The organism is Biostraticola tofi, assembly GCF_004343195.1.
Taxonomy (GTDB): Bacteria; Pseudomonadota; Gammaproteobacteria; order Enterobacterales; family Enterobacteriaceae; genus Biostraticola; species Biostraticola tofi.
Genome location: NZ_SMCR01000006.1, coordinates 54,900 through 75,660, shown reverse-complemented (window position 1 = coordinate 75,660; position 20,761 = coordinate 54,900). Strand labels below are relative to the sequence as shown.

The following is a 20,761-nucleotide window of genomic DNA, read 5'->3' as shown; positions in this document are numbered from 1 at the left end:
CGTCTGACGTCGTGAACTGAAGTTTGTGCTTTAATGGAATAACATCTGCACTTAACGTTTTCATCTAAAATGGCAACGGTTTACTTCAGGAACAAATCACCATGAAGAAGATTGGCTTTCTTTCCTTTGGCCACTGGGCCCTTTCATCGCAATCGGCAACCCGGTCAGCTGCCGATGCCTTGCTGCAATCGATAGATCTGGCCGTCGCCGCCGAGGAATTGGGCGCTGACGGCGCCTATTTTCGCGTCCATCATTTTGCGCGTCAGCTTAGCGCGCCGTTTTCACTGCTGGCCGCTATCGGCGCCAAAACCCGGCGGATTGAAATCGGTACCGGCGTGATTGATATGCGCTATGAGAACCCACTGTATATGGCGGAAAACGCCAGCGTGGCCGATCTGATCGCCGGCGGTCGTCTGCAACTGGGCATCAGCCGGGGATCGCCGGAGCAGGTTATTGATGGCTGGCGCTATTTCGGTTATCAGCCGGCCCCAGGGCAAACCGATGCCGATATGGCCCGGCAACATACCGAAGTATTGCTGGATGCGCTGCGCGGGCAAGGCTTTGCCAAACCCAATCCGCAGCCGATGTTTCCCAATCCGCCCGGTTTGTTGCGCCTGGAGCCTTTCTCCGCCGGTCTGCGCGAACGCATCTGGTGGGGGGCCGGCTCGGACGCGACGGCGGTATGGGCGGCAAAACAGGGCATGAACCTGCAGAGCTCCACCCTAAAGGATGATGAAACCGGCGAACCCTTCCATATTCAGCAGGCCAGGCAGATCCGTGCCTACCGCGCCGCCTGGAAAGAAGCTGGACATGCATGGACCCCCAGGGTATCGGTGAGTCGCAGCATTTTTCCACTGATTGACCACCGGGATCGCGCCTATTTTGGCAATAGCAGACCAGAGGGCGATCAGATAGGGTTTCTGGATGAAAAAACCCGCGCTATATTTGGTCGCAGCTATGCGGCAGCACCGGATGCGCTTATCAGTCAACTCGCTCAGGATGAGGCGATTGCAGAAGCAGACACACTGCTGCTCACGGTGCCCAACCAATTGGGAGTGGATTACAATGCGCATGTTATTGAGGCTATTCTGACCCAGGTGGCACCAGGCCTAGAGTGGCGCTGAAAATTGCAGGGCGCTTGCGCCCTTGCTTATCCGGCGGCCAGCGAACCGAAGCCTTCGATGTTTGATATTTTTACGATATCGCAGGCGTTCCTGAATAATATCTCAAAAAGGGATGATATATCACAGCCAATCAATTGAATGGCTATTTTATAAAAAGAATAATCATTATGATAATTTGTAATTAGTATGGTTATGCAAATAACATATAATATTTATGAAAATTATATATCGAATTCTCTTATTGTTTTGAAAAAAATAGAAAAATAGATGTTTTTATAGAAAACTATAATATAATCGCCCGCCAGTCCTATCGTCATATCAGATACGGTATGCGGGAAATATTCATGCCCTACGGTTAATGGGACAGCATGGATCAACGTAATTACCTTGATAATCATCTCTTCTGAAACGATGCTGAGTTAATTGTCAAGCGTCACTGCACCACTGAAATTCGGGTAATAAGGACATTATATGGTAAGAACGGCTATTTATCTTGGGGCATTGATTTCATCGCTATTGCTGGTCGGCTGTGCGACTGAATCTTCTCAACGACTCGATGTAGCGAAAGTCGCAAGCTATCATTCATCCTATCAAGGACCACGCAGCCTTATTGCCGTTGGCAAATTCGGTAATCGCTCTCCTTACATGAACGGCATATTTTCCGACGGAATAGACTATCTGGGCAATCAGTCCAAAACCATCCTGATAAGCCATCTCCAGCAAACCGGTCATTTCAACGTCCTGGATCGCACCAATATGGATGAGCTGAAAACGGAAGCCGCACTCGCTGGAAAGACCCAGGGATTGCAGGGCGCCAAGTATGTGATTACCGGCGATGTCACTGAATTTGGCCGCAAAGAAATTGGCGATCAACAGCTGTGGGGCATATTCGGTCGGGGTAAATCACAGATAGCCTATGCCAAGGTCAATCTTAATGTGGTGAATGTTCACACCTCCGAAGTGGTGTATTCCACCCAGGGAGCCGGAGAATTCAGCTTATCCAACCGTGAAGTGATTGGCTTTGGCGGAACGGCGGGTTATGACGCCACGCTTAATGGCAAAGTGATGGACCTGGCTATCCGCGAAGCGGTTGACAGCCTGGTGGCAGCGCTGGAAAACGGTTCGTGGAAATGATTTTATTTAGTTGATGATATAATAAATGATAATGTTAAATAAAAAAATATTTTTGATTTCGGTTATTTTTTTGGCGGGTTGCACTCATGCAACTAAGAAAATATATTACTGGGATAAGTATCCAAGCACAGTTTATCAATATTACCACGATAAAAAATCCACACCAGATGATCAAATTGCTACGCTGCTTGTATCAATGGAAAAATCACAGGCCAAAGGACAGAAAACACCCCCCGGATTGCATGCTCACCTTGGATTGCTTTATGCCAATATTGGCCATGCCGATCTGGCCTTTGAAGAATTTAATAATGAAAAAAGGCTTTTCCCTGAATCTGCCGCCTTTATGGATTTTTTAATGAAGAAAGATAAAGGAAGCCTAAAATGAATCGGATTATCGCGTTTACAGTAATGATATGCGCCCTGATGCTAGCTGGTTGCGCGGCACCTGTCCCTTATGACTACACTGAGCTTAAGAAAAGTAAGCCCAAATCCATTTTGGTACTGCCGCCAATAAACGAATCACCGGATATCAATGCTGGACCCAGCATGCTGACCCAGATAACTCAGCCGCTGTCAGAAGCGGGCTATTATGTATTGCCGGTGGCAGTCGTAGATGAAACCTTTAAGCAAAATGGACTTACCGAATCAACAGATATACATGCATTGAGCACAGCCAAATTACAGCAGATATTTGGGGCCGATGCGGTAATGTATGTCAAAGTGGTCGAATATGGCACCAGCTACATGGTGATATCCAGCGATACCCGCGTGACGGCAACCGCAACATTGGTTGATTTGCGCAGCGGGGCTTTGCTCTGGTCCGGTAAAGCTTCAGCATCAAGCAGTGAAGACAACAACCACAACAACAGTAATAATCTGATTGCCATGCTTATCACCGCCGCAGTTAAACAGATATCCAGTACTATCAGGGATGAAGGCCATACCATTGCTGGCATTACCAGTAACCGAATGTTATCGGCCGGCCATTTCAACGGCATCCTGTATGGACCCCGCTCACCCCTATACGGCAAAGATGATCTGAAGAGCTGAAAGAACTGGACACTGTCAATAAGCGAGCGGCCAGAATGTCAGCGATAAAACCTGCCCATCACCTGGGCAGGTTTTATCTCATTGCCAGGGTGCGATTGTAGGCGGTGAATGTAGCGGCTCGCATTTCAAACCGACCGTGCTCGCATTCGACCCCGAGTCCGGCTCGAATTAACTGCAAATGACGGAGGGTTATGCTCACGCTATCTGCAATTGAGCTTGCATTCGACGGCGCCCGCTCGCATTCGATGGGCGCCGGCTCACGCTAACTGCAAATGACGGCTCATATCGGCAAACCCGCCGCCAGCATGCGCTCGCGGATCTCAGCCGTGTGTTTCGGTTCAAGCTGGTTGCTGAACATCGCCCGGATGTCGGCCGCCTTGGCATCGAACTGCTCGATCATGTCCTTGAGCCGATAGCCGTGGCGCGCCAGCGTCGGCTCAAGGTCGTCGAGCTGGCGCGACAGCACCGTCTCCACCAATTCCGCCGTGACCGGCTTCTCGCCCGTCTGGTAGCCCGCCTCGAACGTCAGCGTCAGGTGCAACTGGACCTGCAGCGGCGTGCGCAGCTTGGCGGCCAGCAGCCGTTCAATCGCTTGGGTGCAGCCTTTTGTTAATTTCGCCAGTGCGGTGGATAAGCGGCGTCATAGCCCCGCATGGTTTCCATCCGCGACAACCACGCGCCCAGTGCCGGCAGGCGCACGCTTAAATCTTCGAGGCCCAGCGCCATCTGAATTGCTTCGGGACGTGCAGCGACCCTACGCAGCATCTGAATGTTCGGTAGCGCGACAATATCCGCCGCGGTCATATCGTCACCCGCCAGATAAGGCGCGATTGACAACGCCTGCTCCATCCAGCCGAGTGCATCATAAGCGCGCGCGGCGGACGCGCGCATGCCCTCGTGATTGTCTTTTGCATGTCCACGTAACAACGGGCGGACAATCTCTACATCGAACAGATCGCGATTGTAGTTCTCGAACTCGTTCACGCGTTGCCAGATGCGGCCGTGCTGCTGTGACGTCTGGCCAAACAGCGGCACGTCGGGATGAGCACGATCCAGGAAGGCGATGATCGCCACGGACTCGTAGAGCGCTGCATCGCCAGTCTTCAACACCGGTACCTTCCCGCGCGGATTGAGCCCCAGGAATTCAGATGTGCGATTCTCATGTTTGGCCGAATCCAAGCGACGAGAAATATAAGGTATGCGCTTGTATCCGAGCGCTAATTGCACTCGCCACGAGTAAGGGCTGCCGCTCATCCAAAACAGTTCGTGATCCAGCGTCGACGCTTCTTCGCTCACAGTGCTATCCCTGCGCCAGCCAGCGCGGTGTCGATACGCTCATCCACTTCCCGCTTTGTCTCCGCCCAGGCCGGGACGGTGTCGAGCAGGCGCTGCTGCCAGGCGACAAGGTTCGGAAATTCAGACAGCGGTATCTTGGAGCGTGCCGATTGCGAGAAGGGTGCCGCAATGTCAATGTCGGCGAGCGTCAAGTGGTCACCAACGATAAATTTCCGCCCCGCCAGATGTGCGTCCAACACGGCCGCGCCAGCCCGGATCTTGGCAAACGCTAGCTGGACGATGCTCTCATCCTCGGGCTGGCCCATGAAGCGCTTCCCGATCCGTTCATCGAACGTGAGCGTTCCGAATATCCGCCATTGCTCACCCGACCAGAACATCCATTGCAATACTTCAAAACGCTCCGCCTGCGTGCGGCCGAGCAAATCGGAATTCATTTTCTCAGCAAGGTAAAGGTTAATGGCAGAGGCTTCCCAGATGACGATGTCACCATCTTGAAGTACAGGAGTAAGCCCGTGCGGGTTGAGCTTCAGAAATTCGGGTGTGTGGCTCTCGCCCTTGAACAAATCAACATTTACACGTTCGATGTCGATACCCATGATTTTTGCAGCGCTGGTAACGCGGCGGCGGCTGCCGGAACCTGGGTCGCCATAAATTTTAATAGTCATAATATTCCTGGATTTAAATAGAGAGGTTTTGGATCAGCGCTGCAGACGTTTCAGCACTGGAAGAAGTTCTGATGGGTCGGGTCGACGGCTATAGTCAGGATTGACTTCAGCATATTCAATGACGTAGTCGCGGCCGATGACATAGCGGGCAGGCATTGGAAGAGCCCACTCATTCATACCGTTAAAACGGGGTAAGTCACTGCCGAACGATTTGTAGACCTCGATCAGGTCGCCCGGTAGTTCGAAACGCAGTCCAAACGCTTGAGCCGTCTTGGCGCCCGGATCGCTCAGGATTGGAAAATTCAGCTTGTTATCGCGTTGTGACTTGCGGCTGTTCGCTGCCGTTTGCGGAGAGATTGCAACCAGGTGGGCGCCCAGGGCTTCCAGTTCAGGTCGCACCGCTTCGAGTGCACCGAGGTCCAGGTTGCAATAAGGGCACCACACGCCCCGATAAAAGGTGAGGACCAGCGGGCCCGAGGCGACCAGGTCAAGCAGCCTGACGGGGCTGCCATCAGGATCGTTCAGTTCGAAATTGGGAGCACGGTCGCCTTTTTTCAGGGCGTGCGCCGCTTGGCCAGACGCGATCAGCTCCTTCGTGGCACGGTCCATTGTCTCGAGTTGCGCCGCCGTGGGAACCCGGGGAAACCGGCCGGCTTCGAAATCGGTTCGTAAGGCATCGAGCTTATCTTGCAGGATCATGGGTGATCTCCTTCAGATGGTTAGGTGAGTAGGTCATACTAGTCTATTCTTCATATATAAATAATGCCGATGAAATACAGAACACTTATTTGGGAATCGAATGAATAACCGCTGGCTTGAGATTGAAGTTTTCACTCGTGTGGCTGAGTCAGGGAGTTTTTCTCGCGCCGCTCAGGAGCTTGAACTCTCCCAACCTTCCACTTCCAGAATCGTCACAGGCCTGGAAGCTCGATTGGGGGTGAAACTCCTGCTTCGAACGACCAGGAACGTGGCTTTGACCGAGGCTGGAGCTTTATTTCTGGAAAAAGCTCGCCAAGCAACGGCCGATATTGAAGACGCAGAAGATGCTGTTCGAGGCATAGATTCTCTTCGTGGGACCATACGGCTCGCCGTACCGATTGTTTACGGTACTAGAGCAATCATCCCAGCGTTACCCAGGTTTCTTGAGCGCTACCCCGAACTACGAGTTGAAATTACGATGCGGGATGAACGTCAAAATCTGGTTTCCGCTGGAGTTGATATGGCGATCCGGATGGGTACGCTTGAAGACTCAACATTCGGCGCAAGAAAAATTGCATCTGTGGAAAGATTACTAGTCGCCGCGCCGTCTTACCTGGCTAAGCGAGGTACGCCTCGAACGCCCGAAGAATTAACCGATCATGACACGATTTTGCATGAACTAGGCTCGCCAGGAAAAAGTACCTTGGTACTGCTGAAAGAAGGGACAGCACAGAAGGTGACGCTACGCGGAAAGCTCAAGATTGATGCGGCGCCTGGAGTCCTGGCTGCTGCTTTGGCAGGCTTGGGCATAGCGAATGTGACAACGATTATGTCCGAACAGGAGTTGCGGGAAGGTAAGCTTGTCCGGCTGATGTCCGAGTACGAACTTGAGCCATTGAAAGCCTTTGCCGTATTTCCGTCCGGTCCCAGGCCCTCGACTAAGGTTCAAGCGCTGGTAACTCACCTCATATCCGCATTGGCGAATTAATTAAATAATGGTGTCGTCGGAATTTTGTAAATGTAAGTTAACACTTTATCCAACAACACTGGACGCCAGTTTCGGATCGGAAGCTGCCTGTCGACGTAGGCCTGATTTCATTTGCAGTTAGCGCGAGCATGTTGCGGTCGAATGAGAGCATGGCTCCTTTCAAACGCGAGTCGCTACAGGAAAACGTCTCACGGCCTACCTTTCTTTCAACACCGCCCGTGCAAGTGTCGCTCTGCTGTAATTGCTATCGGTAGATTCCCTGTATGAGGCCGAAATTTAGCATTGCATAAGGGGGATTAAACGGGCCGGCGATGCATGCTGGCATGCCAGAAGATCAGCCGGCGTTCCAGCCACAGAAACAACAGATTCAGCATATAGCCGATGATCGCCAGTGAACATACGCCGGTGTACATGTCGTCCACCGCCATATTCTGCTGACTGTTCAAGATGAAGTACCCCATACCGCTATTACCGGCAATCATTTCGGTAAACACGGTCACCACCAGCGAAATCGTCAAGGCCAGTCGAAATCAATCAGAATCACCGGCAGCGCATGCGGCAGCGCCACCAGAAGGGTAGCCTGCAGTCTGGATAGGCCAAAGGTCAGCGAGGTTTCCTCAAGCGTTTGCGGCGTCGCGCGCATGGCTGAATAAGTATTGATGATCGCCGGAAAGAAAGAAGCAATGACGACCGCGCCGATTTTCAAGCCATCACCCAGACCCAGAAACAGCATCAAAATAGGGATAATTGCCGCAATCGCAATCGGCCGAGCCAGTTCGAGCAGCGGCTCTAACAAAAGGTAGCCTATTTTTATCCGGCCAATCAGCATTCCCAGCAGCAAACCGGCCAGGCAACCGCCGAGATAACCGCTAAACATCACCTTTAATGTTTCGGTCATACGCTGCATCAAGGTCCCATCAGCCAACACCTGCTGACCGCGCCGGACAATCACATCTACCGGCGATAACACCAGATTAAGACCCGGTACGTGAGTAGCAAACCATTGCCATACCAGCAGTAAAAAGACGATAAACAGCCAGCCAGGCAGCCGAGTCAGCAGTATGACGTTGCGGGTGTGGGCTTTAGCACGGTCCAGCCGGGTAGACTGGCCGGATTTTTCTGGCGCTCCGGGAGCTGCCGCCGGGCTGCTTTAATGTTAACCGGACTGCTCTTGATGACTCCAATAATTTATCGCGTTGTGGTTTTCATTGTATCGAAAAATAGCCGAGCGTATTATCGAGTTGTTCCTCAAGCAGGCGCTCGCTGTTGGTGACGCTTGATGCCTGCTGCCAATAATTAGCGGCAACTAACCCGCCTGACTACGCGGTTATCAGACCCGTCGATGTTGCCTCAATTTCCCGTTAGTAAGCTTTATGCCGTGGCCCCAGGCGTTTGCTGTTGCCGGCCAGCGCCTGGCCGCGAAGGAGAGTCAAATGGGTTATGCTTCAAGAAATCCTTATACCGGAGAGTTATACGAAACTTTTCAAGAGGCGACGGATGCCGAAGTGCGATCCGCTATCGACAATGCACATGCCGCTTTCCTGGAATGGCGCAATAGCTCTTTCTCTGGGCGCAGCCAGATCATGCAGCAGGCCGCGAACCTGCTACGACGCGACAGCGAACATTTTGCGAAAGTGTTGACCTTGGAAATGGGCAAGCTGCTGTCTGAAGCTAAAGCGGAAGTCGAGCTATCGGCGCAGATATTCGAGTACTATGCCAGAGAGGCAGAGACACTATTGGCACCTGAAACACTCAAGGTGGCCAAGCCCGAAGAGGGGGAATCGATCGTCTATCATGAACCTCTTGGCGTGCTGCTGGCGATTGAGCCCTGGAATTTTCCTTACTACCAAATCGCCCGTATCATTGCTCCCCAACTCTCTGCCGGCAATACCCTACTGCTAAAGCATGCCTCGAATGTACCCCAGGCGGCGGCCCTGTTTGAGCAACTCATGAAAGACGCCGGTTTACCGGCAGGGGCGTTTAAAAACCTCTATGCCAGCCGGGCTCAAATCGAGCTTATCCTCAATCATAAGCACGTTCAGGGCGTCGCGCTGACCGGCTCCGAAGCGGCCGGCGCTATCGTTGCCCAACAGGCGGCCAAGGCGCTGAAAAAATCCACGTTGGAGCTGGGCGGCGCGGATGCGTTTATTGTTCTGGCGGATGCGGATTTGGCGCCGACGGTAAAATGGGCAGTATTCGGCCGTCACTGGAACGGCGGACAGGTCTGCGTCTCATCCAAGCGTATGATTATTGTCGAAAAGGTTTATGACGACTTCCTGACACTTTACAAGGAAGGCGTAGCGGGACTGCGCGCCGGTGACCCGATGCTTGCCACCACCACCCTGGCGCCGCTGTCCTCGCAGGCAGCCGCCGATGAAGTCAAAGAAAAAATCAGGCTGGCGGTACAGCACGGCGCCACTGCACTGCAAGTCGGTCCGCAGGTCCCGGCAAACGGCGCTTTTGTGCAGCCCACTATTTTGACCGGTATCACGCCTGATAATCCTGCGTATGAGATGGAATTCTTCGGCCCGGTGTCGATGCTGTTTCGTGCAAAAGATGACCAGGATGCCGTCAGGATTGCCAATGACTCCCCCTTCGGCTTAGGCGGTTCCATTTTTACCCGGGATGCGGCAAAGGGGGCGTCATTGGCCCGTCAAGTCTCGACCGGTATGGTCTATATCAATCATCCGACCCGCGTCAAAGCCGATCTGCCGTTCGGCGGTGTCCGCCGTTCAGGCTATGGTCGCGAACTGATTGGCCTGGGCATCAAGGAATTTGTCAATCATAAGTTGATATCGGTGGTGGATATAAACGCTGAGTTTTAATTTCAGCCGCAGCAATTAACGTTATTTATACAGAACCGATAGCTGTACGCTATAGGCGAATAGGCGAATAGGCGAATAGGTGGATAGGCGGTTTATCAGACTTAACGGTAATTCCGTCCAGTAAATACCGGCGGCATAACGCTATGCCGCCTTTATTTTCAATGCGTTGCCCGGTGATTACTTGCCAAAATGACAGCTGTCCACTTTCCACGCCAGTGCCTGTTCACTCAGGCTGAAACCCAGTCCCGGACGGTCTGAAACCCACATGCGACCCTCGCGCAATTCCAACTGCTCGTTGAACAATGGACCTAACCATTCAAAATGTTCCAGCCATGGCTCCTGAGGGAAGGCGGCCGCCAGATGGAGATGGATTTCCATGGCGAAGTGGGGCGCCAGTTTGCGGCCTTTAAAATCAGCCAACGCCATAATCTGCAGGAATGGCGTGATGCCGCCGACGCGCGGCGCATCCGGCTGGATAAAATCGCTGGCGCCGCCCATGATGAGCTGGGCATGTTCGCCGAAGCTGGTCAGCATTTCACCGGTGGCTATCGGGGTGTCGAGAGCGTCAGCCAAGGCTTTGTGTCCCTCGAAATCATAGGCGTCCAGCGGCTCCTCAATCCAGATCAAGTTGAATTCTTCCATGCGGCGGCCAACGCGCATCGCGGTGGCACGGTCCCATTGTTGATTGGCGTCCACCATCAGGGGAAAATCATCGCCCAGTTCGCGGCGTACCGCGGACAAACGTTTAAGGTCGGCAGCAATATCAGGTTGGCCGACTTTCAGCTTGATGCCGCCAATCCCGCTGCTGCGAGAGATAGCCACGTTTTTCAGTACCTGATCCAGCGGCGTGTGCAGAAAACCACCCGAGGTGTTATAGCACTGAACCGAATCGCGCTGGGCGCCGAGCAGCTTGGCTAACGGCAATCCGGCGCGTTTGGCTTTCAAATCCCACAGGGCAATATCAAAAGGCGAAATGGCCTGGGTGGTCATGCCGCTGCGTCCCACAGATGCGCCTGCCCAAAGCAGTTTGGTGAACAGTTTGGCAATGTCATTGGGATCTTCGCCCAGCAGGTTGGGCGCCAGTTCTTTGGCGTGGGCATAAATACCGGGGCCGCCAGCCCGTTTGGAATAGCCGAAGCCAATGCCTTCATGACCATCACGGGTGCGTATTTCAGCAAAGATGAATGCGATTTCGGTTAGCGGTTTTTGCCTGCCGGTCAAGACTTTGGCGTCACTGACCGGTGTCGCCAACGGTAGGAATATCAGCGAAAGTTGGATGCTCTCGATCTGGTCGGCGACATCGGCGGCGGTTTTACCGCCGCTAGCGCTAGCGTATGACACAACATCTGATTCAACAGCCATGGGATGTCTCTCCATAGTAGGATAATGGCGCTGGCAAGGTGGGCTTGAAACAACGCCTGGAAAAAGGACATATTTTGTAAATGATAGCGCTATCATAATAAATTCAAACCAGGAAATGTAAAGGTTAGTCAGGAGATGTTTTAAAAATAGTGCATATAAACAGATAGATAAAAATTAACTCAATTATAAATATGTGACAGTGATCATGGAGTTACCGAGTTAAATGATTGCGCATCCATGTTCAAGTGATTGCTACCACTGGCCCAATACTGAACGATAGGCGATGAAATATCAGCCACGGGCTAGCGTTCGATTTGCAGACCTGGCTTCAATTAATGTTATTATTTACTTCCTTTGATTCTATAAGTGACTGTTTCCGATGGTAGCCAGAAAAAGTGCGCAATCAACCAGCGAAAACCGCCCCGGCGCTCCTACCCTTGATGATGTGGCCAGGGTGTCGGGCCTGTCACCGATTACCATTTCCCGGGCGCTTAATCATCCCCATATGGTGCGCCCGCAAACCATTGAAAAAGTCAACGCCGCCATTGCGTTGACTGGCTATATTCCCAATCTGCTGGCGGGTGGGCTGGCATCTAAGCGCAGCAAAATGATTGCGGTGGCAGTACCTCAGATAAACAATGCCATGTTCGTCGATTCCATACAGGCGCTAAGTGATCAACTGGCGGTTTATGGCTATCATATGCTGCTTTGCCTGGCGGGTTATGCCCAGCAGTCAGAGGAACAGCTCGTATCGGCCATTCTGAGCAGAAAACCTGACGGCATCGTGCTTACCGGGATCAATCACACCCAGCTATTGAAAAAGCGCCTGTTGCTGACCGGAGTACCGGTTGTGGAAATCTGGGATTTAACACCGACGCCGATTGATATGCTGGTAGGGTTTTCCCACGAAAAGGTGGGCAATGACATCGCCGGTTATCTGATGGGCAAAGGCTATCGTCGTTTTGGCATGGTGTGGGCAGACGACGAACGGGCCGAGATCCGCCGCCAAGGTATCTTGGCGGGAGTTAAACCGCATGGCATAACGGATATTCCGATCATTCGGGTGCCTACGCCCGCCATTCTGGAACTGGGCCGTCAGGGGCTGGTTCAACTGATGGCCACCGGTCAGTCGTTTGACGCTATCATCTGCAGTTCGGATGCCCTGGCCCAGGGGGTAATCGTTGAAGCAGGCATCAACGGCATCTCAGTACCGGCCGAACTGGCGGTAATGGGCTTTGGCGATCTGGATTTCGCCCATTGCTGTTCGCCGTCCATTTCAACGGTGCATATTGACAAGAAGGCGATAGGGCAGCGGGCTGCGGATATTCTGATAGCCAAGATAGAAGGGCGGCCGGTTGCAAATAATATTGTTGATGTCGGCTTTAAATTGATGGCCCGCCAAAGCGCCTGATGGCCTAAGTGCTTAATGGCAAACGGCTTAACGGCTTAACGGCTCAATGGCTTAATGGCTTAATGGCTTAATGGCTTCAGGCTTAATGGCTTAAGGCTTAACGTCATAATGGGGCCGTTATGCTCAACGGCTTTTCCTTTCACCGTTGGCAGCAGATCGGCCCTTGACGTCAGCCGGACTCGCGGCGGTCAGATCGCTTGACGTCTGTGTTAGAGATCGTCCCGCTCTTTCTGAGCTCGCTGGCGCTCGTAGTGTTCGTTCTCGGCGGAGATAATCTCATCCAGCAGCGCATCCACATCAGCTTTATGGGTATCTTCGGCGAATTCCCCGGTGAGGATGGTTTCCGGCGTCAGCTTGCCCTCTTCGTAACGGGCCCAGATTTCTTTTGCATAGCGCGTGGTAAGCAATTGCGGGGCGAACTGACCGTAATACTCGGTCATATTATTGACGTCGCGTTCGAACATCGATTCAGCATGATTGTTCGCGGCAGCGTCGACCGCCTGGGGAAGGTCGATAATCACCGGCCCCTCCGCATCCATCAGCACGTTGAATTCAGACAAATCGCCATGTACGACGCCGGCACACAGCATCCGCACGATATTGCGAATCATCGTGTCGAAATCGGCCAGGGCCTGCTGTTCAGTCAGAATGACATCACTTAGACGTGGCGCCGCCATGCCGTCGGCGTCAGTGATAAGCTCCATCAGCAGCACGCCATCCAGGCAGAGATAAGGTTGCGGCACGCGAACGCCGGCATTGGCCAGACGGAACAGCGCGTCAACCTCGGCCGTCTGCCAGGATTCTTCCTGCTGTTTACGGCCGAATTTCGACCCTTTCTGCATTGCCCGGGCATTACGACTATTACGGACGGTACGGCCTTCCTGATACTGCACAGCCTGCTTGAAGCTGCGCTGGCTGGCTTCTTTGTACACTTTGGCGCAACGGATGTTGTCACCGCATAACACGGTGTAGACATCGGCTTCTTTGCCGCTTTTCAGTCGGCGGATGACATCATCGACTAGGCCATCATCGACCAGCGGCTGGATTCTATTTGGAATTTTCATGCAGCCTTGTACCTTATTTCAGCGCATGAAGGAATGATCTGCGCAAAATTTTTGCTGGGCCTGGGGATACTCGTGTCTGAATGTGAAGCATCGTCTGTGGTCTCGGTTCTGCCTGGATAGACACTATTATGCCACAATACGCGAGAATATCGGCAGTTATGCGCAGCGGCATCGGTCATGAAGCGAACCCTGCCGCAATTTTATCCTCAAGCCTGAGGAATCTGTAGCTGGCATGGCCGGGCGCGCTCTGCAGACGTTCTCGACTGATGACTGTGCTTAGCCGGTAGCAGGGTAGCGGCGATATGCTCTCTGTTCATGGATTTTTAGAACTGATCTCGATGCCCAGGGAATGTCAATTATCCAGTCAGTTTTGCAGACAGCACATGATGTCGATGCATAAGTTGGTCACAGGCCGTAATGTCATTCACAGGGGCAGGATACAGATAGGTTAACCTTTTGCAGAATTGATTTAACAGCAATCGAACAAACTCAAGGCGCCATCCATTCTTAGCATGGTCAGCCGAGGATTTTGGCTGATGCCGCCGTGGCGCCTTACTCACTCTGTGGTACGGATTTTATTTGGTAGAAAAAACCAGCTCATGCAGACGGGAGGTAAACTCGTGGCTATTTGATTGGCAGGTGGATAATCCGACAGACAACACCTTCGCATGCTTGTCATAATCCATGCTTGTTATCACAAATTCCGTGTTGGGCAGGAACACGTATTCTTCTTCTCCATCGCACAAGATATCGGAAATATTGGCGCCTGCGTAAGGATTATTATTGGTGATGGTATAGAATACATATATCTGGCCATACTTTAATGCATCTTTAGGACCACAAAATGTCCTGGCCGCCGCTTCGTCCCGGGAGGTGCTCATAAACGTTTTGGCGGAAAAAATAGACCCTTCATGCCATTGGCGCTTGACGTAACTGGGTCTTATTTCGCCGCGCATTAACGTAAGATTGTTGCTAAAGGTGGTGGATTGATACACCATTTGGTGCATCAGGGATAACTTAAGCTGAAATACATCTAAAGGCGTCCGGCGGTCCTGGTTGCTAACATTGCGTAAAAAATTATTTATTCGGATGTAGCCATCTTCCTTAAAATCCCGGAATGAAAACCAATCAATGAAATTCGCTTTTGCAAACGCGCTGTTGAGGTTGAAATTAATGATTTCTTCAGAGAGATTCAAAAAGGTAACATTGTTGATAAAATGGGTGCCGTACCAGTCTTGCACTTCATTTATTGCCTCAGTCTCGCTGATTGGAAGAGATATATTCCCATTTTTGGAAATGCCATTTAGATATCTTATATGCTGCTTTTCAGGGTATGCCAAATCATCCAAATCATTTCCGGGTAAAGTATATAAAGTGATACTATTATGGCAGCTGTTTACAGAGAACATCTTATGGCCCTTTCAAAAATAAAGAAGAGCATAAAACAGGCTGACAGTTGGAAAGTAAAGCGAATAACTCTATTCAGGGATATGTACAGGTTAATTCAGCGAGCGTTCAACTGCCACTGGGCTCGGATAACCCGGCCGGCTTAGTACCGGCGGTGTTACCGGCATTGGCATCAATAGTCGCGGTAAGACTAAGGATTGAAGCCTGCCTGGCGGTGACCAGTCCGCAGTCCGAATGGCGTTGGCTTCAATGGGTCATTTCCGCCAACAGTGCATCGAAATTACGCAGTTCGCCGTTGATTCGAGTTATAGCGGGAATGGTCCAGCCTAGCTGTATTGCCGCGTCCAGAACGGTTCGGCACAGGACATCAGCAGAGATATCGTCAATCCGGTTGCCGGTGGAAAGAATTTGCATGGCATTGCTGTAACCGGGACCCCATACGATATTGTTCTGCTCTCCATCGTTGATAATTTTATTGTTGTAGAGGCAGACAAGTTTTTTGTCATATATCTTGCACAAATGAACGATTGATGTATCCGGCGAAATGACCAGCTTTGCCGATTCTATCAGTGCTGCCGCATGCAAAAAGGTAGCAGAGGGAAACTTTATGCCTGATTTCACCGTTATACGCTCTAATTGGCACGGCGTCCCTATAAATATAACCGTTTTTCCAATTTCCTGAAGGATATACTTAGTCAGGGTTTCAATCTGGGCATCGGACATGTCTCGGCTAAGCTCTGATGCAAACGGATTGATGACCACGAAATTGTCTGAATCAAGCTGAGAAATAAACGCCTTCACCTCTAGGGTAATGTTCTCAGGGACGGTAAGGTGATAGCTGTAATTGTCAACAGCAAGCCCCAGGTGATGCAATATTTCCTGATGCTTATTACTGATATGTTTCAACGGCTGCCGGTAATAAACTGAAACATCATAAATATTATAGTTGCTCTGGTTAATCCCCAAAGCTATTGCTGGCTTTAATGCTTTGATGATTCTAAAACGCAGCGGACTAAGGTGGTTTTTCTCATTGATGTCAATAAGAAGGTCGTAACGCGATCTATGCTGTGAGCGAAGATGCCGCAACCCATCATATATGACAACATGCTCCACCGCAGGAGAGTACTCAAAGATAAATGCTGTTCTTTTTTCGCACAACACCGTGACGGTATGCCCATGCTGATGAAGTGAAAAAATCAGACCGGTGGTGACAATGGCGTCACCAATGCCAAACCCATTACATAGAATGATAATATTCATTCTTTCGGGTTGAGTATGAGGACGTGAACGAGATAATTTATCGAGAAAAAATAATTTAATATCAAGTTTAATCTTTTTCAGGTACACGTTTTTGCGACGGTTTAATGTCCTGATATGCTGAAATGCCATGCTTTACTTTCCACGGAAATAAGGCACTCTGTAATAGAGTGTGATGAAATATATAATTTCCGATATTAACCCGAGCGCAAAATCGACGCCAATGCAGTGACCTGAGTTAGCGATTTTATCAACTTTTATTTAACTCTCGTTTGGATTTATGCCTTGGAAACGGACTGAATAATCCGACGCAGAACGTGAGCTCCCTTTTCGACGTAATGCTGTGGGGCACAGGTAATGGAGAGAGAACGGGAGAGATTACCGCATGGCACAATTTGTTTGGATTCACAAATACGAACCGGGTGTCTGCATAAACAGACGCTACGCACTTGCTAGCGCTGGTTTGAACAGGGGTATTGCCTGGCCGTACCCCCGGTCAATGAGGCAATAAAGTGGGTCTGGCGCATAGGGGCCGATGAAAACGAGCGACAATCTGGCTAATGGCTAAATCCCGGGCCAGTAAACAGGCTCCTTCAACGGTAGCGTCTGGCCCCAGCTGTGAAATTTCAATCCGCGTGTCGCGATTCCGACTCACAAATTCATCGACGATCATCCGGGCAAAGGCCGCATTTCGGGCTAAGCCGCCGCCGAGCACCAGGATGCTGGGGTCGAGTATGGTCGCAGCCGTAGTGGCGATACGTCCCAGGGCAACACTGTACTCTCTCATTAGCGCCAGCGCCTGCGGATGACCCTCGTCAGCCAGTGCAAACAGCGCTTTTGGCGAGAGCGGTTTGATGCTCGCCTGAGGGTTTACGTTTTCCGCCGCCCTCTGCATCAGGCCGTTAGAGCCGTAACGCTGCTCGATAGCATCTGGGCCGGACGGTTCTGAATGATGCCAACTCAGTGGGATCTGCGCCAGCTCGCCGCTGCATCCCTGGCCGCCACGAATCAAGGTGCCGTCACTGAAAAATCCCAGGCCAATACCGATGCCTATCTGCATATAGGCCGCATCTTCATAGCCGCGCATCAGGCCATGCTGGTGTTCGGTGACCGCAGCACAATTGACATTGTTTTCGAGAATAAAAGGCGTGGAGGAGGGTAGACCGGCAAAAGCGGCAAATTGCAACGCTATCTCCAGGGCGCGCGATGGCGGGCGTTCGGGATGCAATAATTGACGTGGCACCACCTGGTTTATTGCCACCGTCACCACTTGCGGCGGCGCTGTTATCGCCTGCAGACAGGCGGCGCCGGCCACCAGTTTACCCGCCAACTCGCCCGGCGATAGCGCAGATTCGCCATGTTTGATACTGCCGCTGCCCAGCAGTTTCCCATTCAGCGCGCGTCCCACATAGCTAATTTGCGTAGAGCCGATATCAACCCCCAGCACCCACCCGGCCTCATCACTGACGCCATAAACCAGGGTCGCTCTGCCGCGGGCACCTTGTTCACGGCGCAGTTCACAGACTCTGTTGCCCGCCGCCAGTTCGGCCAGAGCGACGGTAAGCGAGGGAAAACTGAAGCCGGTTTCTTCCGCCATTTGTTTTCTGGTGGCTTCGCCAAAGGCCAGCAGGCAGGCAAACACTGCCTGTGCCACTTCTGTTAATGCCGGTTCATTGCCTGTGTTCATGCCTTTCTCCCTAAGTCGGTTAAATATAAATAAATGCTATGGACTTCACAACAATCACGCTTGACCGATTTATAAAAGTTTGTAACTTTAATATATACCAACCACATCATCATACCAGCCAATGCTTAACGTTGATCACAGAGCGAACCGGGCCGGCATGGTCGGGGATCGCTTAACCTGGCGCTAAGCAAATGTGAAAGGACATCATCAAAATGAGTAGAAGTGAAATACCGCTTCTGGTGGCAATCGATGCGGGAGGCAGCAAAACCCATATTCAGGTCGAGTCAGCCTATGACAACATGCTTTTACTCGACCAGGTATATGAAAGTACCGGCTGGGCGAGTCTTGATGGAACTCAGCGCGCAAAGGCGCTGCTGGCGCTGGTAGAGGCAACGACGGCTCAGCTCGGGATGGTTAAGGTGGTCGTCGCCGGTGTGCATGGCAATGACAGCCCTGAGCAGGAAGCGGTACTCAGCGGGCCCCTTGCCGCCCGCTATCCACGGGTGCGTGTTCTCAACGATTCGCATTTGCTCATTCTGGCGCACGGTAAAGCTTCCGGTACCGGGCTGATTGCCGGCACCGGTTCATCGGTCACCGCCACCGTGGGAGACAACGCGCTGACGGTCGGCGGCTGGGGCTGGATTTTCGGCGATGAAGGCGGGGCGACAGGTATTGTCAGAGACGCGGCCAGAGCCGCACTGGCGGCCTACGACGGTGGCGAAAGCGATCCCTTTGCGGAACAGTTACTGGCCTGGTTTGGCGTTGATCATCCCCACGGCCTGGAATACGTCTTTTCAACCCAGGAACCGCGAGTTTGGGCCAAAGCGGCACCATTGGTATTCGATGCCGCGAAAAATGGATCGGTGCGCGCGCTGGATATCATCAATGCACATGCCCTTGCACTGGCCAGACAGGTTGCGCTGTTGAAACAAAGACAGGGGGATGTCAGTACCGTTGTCTGTGCGGGTGGTGTGATCGTCAGTCAGCCCCTGTTATTCAATGCCTTTAGCCGGGAGGTGCGTCGACTGGTGGGTCAATCTACCCAAACGGCGCTGTTGCTTGAGCCTCCTGTGAAAGGCGCGATCAGTCTCGCTCGACATCTCTACCTCACGTCGCAACAGGAAATGGCTTGTTCCTCATTGCCTGCGACCCACCGCCTCTTCATGTAATGGAGAATACCCGATGAAACAGTTCAATACCACGTTAATGGCAGCCATGGCAATGGCCATTGGCCTTTCTGGGGCACCGCTCGCTCAAGCCACGACGCCTGACAATCAATTGGTGATCGCCACGTCGCTTGCACAGGTTCTTTCGGTTGATCCTCAACAGGGAACTGAACCAAAAACCCAGGAGATCCTCGCCGGTGTATACGACCGTTTGGTTTATTCGGACGACGCGGCTAATAACACCATCAAGCCACAGCTGGCCGAGACGTGGGAAATCGACAACAGCGGCATTACTTTTCATCTGCGCCAGGCCGCTTTTGCCTCCGGTAACCAGGTCACCGCCCGCGACGTGGCCTTTTCCCTGACCCGACTGTTAAAGCTTAACCAGTCTGCCTCCGCCTATTATAAAAGTGCCGGCTATAACGCCCAGAATATCGACTCGCTGGTCAAGGTGATCGACGAGAAAACGTTTCGAATCGAACTCACCGATAAGGTGACTGCCGAGGATTTGCTTTATCGCCTGGCGATGGGTATTTCCAGCATCGTTGACAGCGTGGAGGTTGAGCGCCATGTCGACCACGATGATTATGGTAATGCTTGGCTGCGTACCCATGTCGCCGGATCCGGCCCTTATACGCTGCGGCGCTGGGTACCGAATGAAACCGTCATTCTTGAGACGAATAACCGCTTCTGGGGCGATGCACCGGCGATGAAACGCGTCATTATGCGCCATGTCCCGGAAAGCCAGACGGCAAGGCTGATGCTGGAGCGTGGCGATGTGGATATTGCCAATGCGCTTACCGCGCCAGACGTAAAGTCCTTTGTCGGCAATCAGGCGTTCAGGGTCGAGCAGGTCAAGATCGGCGGATTCTACGTATTGGCGATGAATGCGGGCCGCAAGCCGCTGGACAATCCGCTGGTGCGCGAGGCGATAGCCTACGGTATCGATTATGAAGGCATTACCGGCACCATTCTCGGCCCCTACGGCCGTCAACGCAACGTACCGGTTCCAGAGGACTGGGCGGGAGCAATCGCTAATCCTGACTGGTCATTCCAGCCGGAAAAAGCAAAAAAATTATTGGCGCAAGCTGGCTATCCGGACGGTTTTTCGCTCACGTTGAAAACCATCGCCCAACCGCCGCGGGTCGATATTGCCACCGCACTGCAGGCGAACCTGGCGCAGATCGGCATTCGCATCGAGATAAAACAAGGCAATGGCGCGGATATCGTCTCGGCGCATCGGGCGCGCGATTTCGACCTGCTGCTGCCTCAGGCCACCGCGATTATGCCTAATGCGCTGGGGGCGATGAATGATTTTGTCACCAACCCGGACAATCGGCTGGCGGCAAAAAACGCCGGCAATTTCGTCTGGCGCTCGGCTTGGGATATTCCTGAGCTGAACGCGCTGCGTAATCAGGCGAGCAGTGAACGTGATGCTGGCAAGCGTGCCGAGCTGCTGACCACCCTGCAGGAAAAATTCGTCGCAGCCAAACCGGCCGTGTTACCGATGTTCGAGTCCTTTTTCCCCATTGTGTTGCAAAAGAGCCTGCAAGGTTACCACACCAATCTCTGGTCGCTTAACCGGCTGGAGCACGTGACCAAGACAAAATAAGCGAGACGGGAATC

Annotated in this window: 19 protein-coding genes and 1 pseudogene; 9 read left to right on the top strand and 11 right to left on the bottom strand. The window is 52.2% G+C overall.

Features of this window, described 5'->3' with window-relative positions:
* The first annotated feature begins 101 nt into the window (after positions 1 to 101).
* The 4 genes from EDC52_RS13280 to EDC52_RS13265 all read left to right on the top strand — a co-directional run bounded on the left by EDC52_RS13280 (position 102) and on the right by EDC52_RS13265 (position 3,308).
* Complete coding sequence (locus EDC52_RS13280; RefSeq protein WP_131865821.1) at positions 102 to 1,124, top strand: LLM class flavin-dependent oxidoreductase; 1,023 nt, start codon at positions 102 to 104, stop codon at positions 1,122 to 1,124.
* A 471-nt stretch (positions 1,125 to 1,595) separates the two neighbouring features.
* Positions 1,596 to 2,258 carry a CsgG/HfaB family protein gene (locus EDC52_RS13275; protein WP_131865820.1) on the top strand — a complete coding sequence of 221 codons (663 nt, stop codon included), beginning with the start codon at positions 1,596 to 1,598 and terminating at the stop codon, positions 2,256 to 2,258.
* A gap of 25 nt (positions 2,259 to 2,283) precedes the next feature.
* Positions 2,284 to 2,643, top strand: coding sequence for a DUF4810 domain-containing protein (locus tag EDC52_RS13270; protein ID WP_131865819.1), 360 nt, complete (start codon positions 2,284 to 2,286; stop codon positions 2,641 to 2,643).
* Positions 2,640 to 3,308 (top strand): DUF799 domain-containing protein, encoded by a 669-nt coding sequence (locus EDC52_RS13265; RefSeq protein WP_131865818.1) that lies wholly within the window; start codon positions 2,640 to 2,642, stop codon positions 3,306 to 3,308. The genes EDC52_RS13270 and EDC52_RS13265 overlap by 4 nt, the downstream gene beginning before the upstream one ends.
* Positions 3,309 to 3,588: 280 nt before the next feature.
* On the opposite strand, the pseudogene EDC52_RS13260 reads toward EDC52_RS13265, so the two are convergent.
* The 4 genes and pseudogenes from EDC52_RS13260 to EDC52_RS13245 form a co-directional block, all read right to left on the bottom strand.
* A pseudogene (locus tag EDC52_RS13260) lies at positions 3,589 to 3,906 on the bottom strand (ExeA family protein); the annotation flags it as partial.
* Between the two features lie 11 nt (positions 3,907 to 3,917).
* Entirely contained in the window at positions 3,918 to 4,604 is a 687-nt protein-coding gene (locus tag EDC52_RS13255; protein WP_131865816.1) for a glutathione S-transferase family protein, read from the bottom strand.
* The gene (locus EDC52_RS13250) at positions 4,601 to 5,269 is read right to left on the bottom strand and encodes a glutathione S-transferase family protein (RefSeq protein WP_131865815.1); all 669 of its coding nucleotides are present in this window, start codon (positions 5,267 to 5,269) and stop codon (positions 4,601 to 4,603) included. Before EDC52_RS13250 ends, EDC52_RS13255 begins: the two co-directional genes overlap by 4 nt.
* A gap of 33 nt (positions 5,270 to 5,302) precedes the next feature.
* Positions 5,303 to 5,968, bottom strand: a complete 666-nt coding sequence (locus EDC52_RS13245) for a peroxiredoxin-like family protein (RefSeq protein ID WP_131865814.1) — start codon at positions 5,966 to 5,968, stop codon at positions 5,303 to 5,305.
* A 100-nt stretch (positions 5,969 to 6,068) separates the two neighbouring features.
* Here EDC52_RS13245 and EDC52_RS13240 point away from each other — a divergent pair, with 100 nt between their 5' ends.
* The gene (locus EDC52_RS13240; protein ID WP_131865813.1) at positions 6,069 to 6,956 is read left to right on the top strand and encodes a LysR family transcriptional regulator; all 888 of its coding nucleotides are present in this window, start codon (positions 6,069 to 6,071) and stop codon (positions 6,954 to 6,956) included.
* Between the two features lie 296 nt (positions 6,957 to 7,252).
* On the opposite strand, the gene EDC52_RS13235 is transcribed toward EDC52_RS13240, so the two are convergent.
* The gene (locus EDC52_RS13235) at positions 7,253 to 7,474 is read right to left on the bottom strand and encodes a hypothetical protein (RefSeq protein ID WP_131865812.1); all 222 of its coding nucleotides are present in this window, start codon (positions 7,472 to 7,474) and stop codon (positions 7,253 to 7,255) included.
* Positions 7,471 to 7,926, bottom strand: a complete 456-nt coding sequence (locus tag EDC52_RS13230; protein ID WP_131865811.1) for an ABC transporter permease subunit — start codon at positions 7,924 to 7,926, stop codon at positions 7,471 to 7,473. The genes EDC52_RS13235 and EDC52_RS13230 overlap by 4 nt, the downstream gene beginning before the upstream one ends.
* Positions 7,927 to 8,389: 463 nt before the next feature.
* On the opposite strand from EDC52_RS13230, the gene EDC52_RS13225 reads away from it, so the two are divergent.
* Positions 8,390 to 9,781 (top strand): NAD-dependent succinate-semialdehyde dehydrogenase, encoded by a 1,392-nt coding sequence (locus tag EDC52_RS13225; protein ID WP_131865810.1) that lies wholly within the window; start codon positions 8,390 to 8,392, stop codon positions 9,779 to 9,781.
* Positions 9,782 to 9,958: 177 nt separating this feature from the next.
* Here the strand turns inward: EDC52_RS13225 and EDC52_RS13220 are convergent, their stop codons facing one another.
* Complete coding sequence (locus tag EDC52_RS13220; protein ID WP_131865809.1) at positions 9,959 to 11,143, bottom strand: L-talarate/galactarate dehydratase; 1,185 nt, start codon at positions 11,141 to 11,143, stop codon at positions 9,959 to 9,961.
* Positions 11,144 to 11,522: 379 nt separating this feature from the next.
* On the opposite strand from EDC52_RS13220, the gene EDC52_RS13215 reads away from it, so the two are divergent.
* Positions 11,523 to 12,554 carry a LacI family DNA-binding transcriptional regulator gene (locus EDC52_RS13215; RefSeq protein WP_131865808.1) on the top strand — a complete coding sequence of 344 codons (1,032 nt, stop codon included), beginning with the start codon at positions 11,523 to 11,525 and terminating at the stop codon, positions 12,552 to 12,554.
* A 209-nt stretch (positions 12,555 to 12,763) separates the two neighbouring features.
* Here the strand turns inward: EDC52_RS13215 and EDC52_RS13210 are convergent, their stop codons facing one another.
* The 4 genes from EDC52_RS13210 to EDC52_RS13195 all read right to left on the bottom strand — a co-directional run bounded on the left by EDC52_RS13210 (position 12,764) and on the right by EDC52_RS13195 (position 17,969).
* The gene (locus tag EDC52_RS13210) at positions 12,764 to 13,618 is read right to left on the bottom strand and encodes a PA4780 family RIO1-like protein kinase (RefSeq protein WP_131865807.1); all 855 of its coding nucleotides are present in this window, start codon (positions 13,616 to 13,618) and stop codon (positions 12,764 to 12,766) included.
* Between the two features lie 575 nt (positions 13,619 to 14,193).
* A complete protein-coding gene (locus EDC52_RS13205) occupies positions 14,194 to 14,967 on the bottom strand; it encodes a hypothetical protein (RefSeq protein WP_131865806.1) in 774 nt (257 codons plus the stop codon).
* Positions 14,968 to 15,271: 304 nt separating this feature from the next.
* The gene (locus tag EDC52_RS13200) at positions 15,272 to 16,414 is read right to left on the bottom strand and encodes a glycosyltransferase family 9 protein (RefSeq protein WP_131865805.1); all 1,143 of its coding nucleotides are present in this window, start codon (positions 16,412 to 16,414) and stop codon (positions 15,272 to 15,274) included.
* 364 nt (positions 16,415 to 16,778) lie between these two features.
* A complete protein-coding gene (locus EDC52_RS13195; RefSeq protein ID WP_131865804.1) occupies positions 16,779 to 17,969 on the bottom strand; it encodes an ROK family protein in 1,191 nt (396 codons plus the stop codon).
* A 212-nt stretch (positions 17,970 to 18,181) separates the two neighbouring features.
* Between EDC52_RS13195 and EDC52_RS13190 the strand changes: the two genes are divergently transcribed.
* Both EDC52_RS13190 and EDC52_RS13185 read left to right on the top strand, forming a co-directional pair.
* Positions 18,182 to 19,138, top strand: a complete 957-nt coding sequence (locus EDC52_RS13190; RefSeq protein ID WP_131865803.1) for an N-acetylglucosamine kinase — start codon at positions 18,182 to 18,184, stop codon at positions 19,136 to 19,138.
* A gap of 13 nt (positions 19,139 to 19,151) precedes the next feature.
* A complete protein-coding gene (locus EDC52_RS13185; RefSeq protein WP_131865802.1) occupies positions 19,152 to 20,747 on the top strand; it encodes an ABC transporter substrate-binding protein in 1,596 nt (531 codons plus the stop codon).
* The last annotated feature ends 14 nt before the right edge of the window (positions 20,748 to 20,761 follow it).

Bases quoted from the DNA above. Each gene is read 5' to 3' on its own strand.
- EDC52_RS13270 (WP_131865819.1), top strand. From the start codon at position 2,284: ATGATAATGTTAAATAAAAAAATATTTTTGATTTCGGTTATTTTTTTG.
- EDC52_RS13225 (WP_131865810.1), top strand. From the start codon at position 8,390: ATGGGTTATGCTTCAAGAAATCCTTATACCGGAGAGTTATACGAAACT.
- EDC52_RS13220 (WP_131865809.1), bottom strand. From the start codon at position 11,143: ATGGCTGTTGAATCAGATGTTGTGTCATACGCTAGCGCTAGCGGCGGT.
- EDC52_RS13200 (WP_131865805.1), bottom strand. From the start codon at position 16,414: ATGGCATTTCAGCATATCAGGACATTAAACCGTCGCAAAAACGTGTAC.
- EDC52_RS13190 (WP_131865803.1), top strand. From the start codon at position 18,182: ATGAGTAGAAGTGAAATACCGCTTCTGGTGGCAATCGATGCGGGAGGC.
- EDC52_RS13210 (WP_131865807.1), bottom strand. From the start codon at position 13,618: ATGAAAATTCCAAATAGAATCCAGCCGCTGGTCGATGATGGCCTAGTC.
- EDC52_RS13195 (WP_131865804.1), bottom strand. From the start codon at position 17,969: ATGAACACAGGCAATGAACCGGCATTAACAGAAGTGGCACAGGCAGTG.
- EDC52_RS13265 (WP_131865818.1), top strand. From the start codon at position 2,640: ATGAATCGGATTATCGCGTTTACAGTAATGATATGCGCCCTGATGCTA.
- EDC52_RS13185 (WP_131865802.1), top strand. From the start codon at position 19,152: ATGAAACAGTTCAATACCACGTTAATGGCAGCCATGGCAATGGCCATT.
- EDC52_RS13240 (WP_131865813.1), top strand. From the start codon at position 6,069: ATGAATAACCGCTGGCTTGAGATTGAAGTTTTCACTCGTGTGGCTGAG.
- EDC52_RS13245 (WP_131865814.1), bottom strand. From the start codon at position 5,968: ATGATCCTGCAAGATAAGCTCGATGCCTTACGAACCGATTTCGAAGCC.
- EDC52_RS13250 (WP_131865815.1), bottom strand. From the start codon at position 5,269: ATGACTATTAAAATTTATGGCGACCCAGGTTCCGGCAGCCGCCGCCGC.
- EDC52_RS13215 (WP_131865808.1), top strand. From the start codon at position 11,523: ATGGTAGCCAGAAAAAGTGCGCAATCAACCAGCGAAAACCGCCCCGGC.
- EDC52_RS13275 (WP_131865820.1), top strand. From the start codon at position 1,596: ATGGTAAGAACGGCTATTTATCTTGGGGCATTGATTTCATCGCTATTG.
- EDC52_RS13280 (WP_131865821.1), top strand. From the start codon at position 102: ATGAAGAAGATTGGCTTTCTTTCCTTTGGCCACTGGGCCCTTTCATCG.